Annotated in this window: 3 protein-coding genes; all 3 read right to left on the bottom strand. The window is 41.1% G+C overall.

The annotated features are described in order from the left end of the window. On the bottom strand, positions 1–439 hold a 439-nt coding region (locus tag VGA95_04250; GenBank protein HEX9665752.1), incomplete at its 3' end, for a hypothetical protein. Continuing rightward, entirely contained in the window at positions 436–2520 is a 2085-nt protein-coding gene (locus VGA95_04245; GenBank protein HEX9665751.1) for an adenylate/guanylate cyclase domain-containing protein, read from the bottom strand. The genes VGA95_04250 and VGA95_04245, both read right to left, overlap by 4 nt. Before the next feature lie 356 nt (positions 2521–2876). Continuing rightward, on the bottom strand, positions 2877–3091 hold a 215-nt coding region (locus tag VGA95_04240; protein ID HEX9665750.1), incomplete at its 5' end, for a hypothetical protein.

The following is a 3091-nucleotide window of genomic DNA, read 5'->3' as shown; positions in this document are numbered from 1 at the left end:
TAAGTTCATTTTCAGAAACTCTATAATTCTCAACCCTATTTACCGCCTGGAAGTTTAAACCGGGATTTTCCCTTGAATAAGCCGCCTCGACTTGAGGGTTAAACCCCTTGCCGGCAAGTGCAACTTCTTCACCAGAGGTAGGCCGGCTTCCAGACCCTGAGATTTCACTCAAAGAAATGGATCTTTTCTCAACAGCAGTCTTATGGATGCATCCCCGTGTTCCCCTAAAGCTGACCTGATACCATTCACCACTCTGGGAAATTACCTCAAGCACGTCGTTGTAATGAACCGTCGCCTTAATAGGTGAGAAGAACTTACAAGACTCCCTTATTGCGTTTTGCTTGGTAATGACGGTTACGGTTTCGGCATTAACGGAATTTGCTGAAGCAATAATAACGGCGATGTAAAGGAAGAATATTAACCATATACTGATTCTCATTTTTCCATAAACTTTATAATATTCCAGCCTTCTGTCAAGTTGTGGACTGAAATCAAATCTTCGCAGCGTTTCCTGTAAAATTCCGAAGGTCCATCCTGGGGATACTTCTTAAGTATTTCATCGAAGACTTCCATGGCCTCCTTAAATCTCTGCTCGTTATGACACCGTATGCCCTGATGATAGAGCTCCCCAAGGCTTCTCTCTCCTGGATCAGTGCCTTTTTCGTCACCCATGAGTTCAAATATCTTAATTGGCAACTCCTTACCCTTTACCGCAATGGAGCCGAGCTCCCTTGTAAAAAATGTATTGTCCGTATTTTTAATTGTTTCTTCACTTATGATTACCCTCGTCTTAAAGAATTTATTGACAGATTCAAGCCTCGACGCCAGGTTTACGGTATCCCCTATCACGGTATAGTGAAAAAGCCTGTCGCTTCCAATATTCCCGGCTATGGCCTCGCCCGTGTGTATACCAATTCTTATGTTCAAGTCCGGGAAACCCTCGTTGCGGAATCCCTCATTTAATTGATTAATAGCCTCCATACACTGAATCGCGGAATAACATGCGTTTAGCTCGTCATTATCTCCTTCAAAGGGTGCACCCCAGAACGCCATCACACAATCGCCAATGTATTTGTCGATTACCCCCTGATTTCGAATTATGACATCGGTGAGCGAATTCAGAACCGTATGTAACAATGTGGCTATTTTCTCCGGCGTTGTCTTCTCTGACATTGTAGTAAACCCCGCAATGTCGGCAAAAAACACGGTAACACGCTTTTTCTGACCGCCAGGTTTGATAAGAGAGGGATTCTCCAGAAGGAAATCTGCTATCTTTTTGTCCATGTACTGTGAAATGGTGTTCTTAAGAAATAGTCTCTGTCTTCCCTCAGTCGCATAACTATAGGCAACTGCAATCATAAAGCTAACCATAAGGGAAGATATCGGGGGTATTATCTTTATGTATATTGCATTCTTAAATAATAGGACAGCGATTAAGACTATGATGGATAGAGTTCCTAAGAAAAGGGAGAGATTTATCACCAGTGAGTGGCGTTTCAGGACAGAGTAACTGATAAAAAGACTGATTAAGAACATAAAGACAACCACTAAAAGGTCATTAACAGGTCTTATGAAACTCTTGTTGATGATGTTATCAAGTGTGGTGGCATGAATTAAAACACCTGTGGAAATGGCAGAAATAGATGTTGGCTTAAGGTCGTATAAGCCTGCGGCGGTAAGTCCCAAAAATACTATCTTATCTTTAAAAAAATCCTCTCTTATAATTGGAGTTTTTGATGAGTTAACATCGAGATAGGACTTTAATATCTCAGAGGCCGAAAAGGTCCTAAAGGGATTATTATTTTTATAATATCTGAGCAAAAGCTTTCCATCTACAAGAGGAATTTCGGTCTCACTAACATAGATCCTGTTTTTTGTGATCTTTACCGTACCCTTCTCAAGCAGATAATTAAGCAAAAAATGAGGGATTAGATATTCCCTTAATTGAAAAATAAGAGGTATCCTTCGATACACTCCATCATCGTCGGGAGAAATCGTGACGTTCCCTGATCCCTTAATAGATTGCCTCAAAGCTTCTATAGGATAGAGTATAGAATTGAAGTTAAGGGCTGTGGAGATTTCATCCTTGATCGCGAAGTGATCCAAGAATTCCTTACCCTCTGAGGTAATTATTTCGTCTTTTCTTGAAAGAAAGACGGGAAGATGGACATTATTTGCCCTTTTAATCGCCTCCGAAAAGATCATATCGTCCTCCTCCCCGTACGACGAAGGCTCGGTATAGAGAATATCTATGAACACGGCTTCCGCCTGAGACAGATACTCTACAATCGGGGCGTATATCTGCCTTGGCCATGGCCAGGTTATGCCTTCTTTGCTCAGGGCATCTATGCTCTCCTGATCAACCTGAACAATCACTATTTGGTCCGACGACCCGGTCGGATTAAGATACCTTGAAAACAGGTCAAAGGCTTTAAGCTCAAATAAACCTAAGGTATTTGATAAGAAGATTATTAAAGAGACGACAAAAGAGGACGAAGTTAGAAATAATACTTTTCGAATATTATTATTAATAAGAGTTTTGATCTTATATTTTACCTATTCCAATATGTATTAGAAAGAATTCAATCGGACCATTATTTTCATGTTATATATTTGAGTGCAGGTCGTAACCGCCTTCTTTTCGTTAACCAAAAACACAGATAGTGTCAGGATTTGACATTTGCCATAAGATAATAATGCTTACCCCCCCCTCGCAAAATGATGAATCCCCCTTTGTTTCTGATAAAAACCTTTTTAACTTAGCTAAAACCGCCGATGGGTCAGGGAATCGAAGTATATTATCCGAAAATTCCAGGATGCAGTGGGGCATCTTAAGTCCAATTATAACAAATAGGAAAACCAGTGTCACACCTGGATCATGGACAAGTGGAAGTTCTCGCAATTTCGACAGCAAGGAGAAATCTTTCCTTTGTTTTTGTATCTACCGACTTAACTACAAGATCTCTCACAGTTCCTTCGCGGAAGCTCAGGACAAGGTTCGAGATGACATGTTGTGTAGGTTCGATATGACAGGGTTTGGGCAGCCATGTCTGAGTAGTGATTCCTGAGTCTATCGGAGGGTCAAGGGACC

The organism is Thermodesulfobacteriota bacterium (assembly GCA_036397855.1).
Lineage (GTDB): Bacteria > Desulfobacterota_D > UBA1144 > Nemesobacterales > CSP1-2 > DASWID01.
Note: the sequence above shows the minus strand (reverse complement) of the source record. Positions and strands in the feature narration are given on the sequence as shown.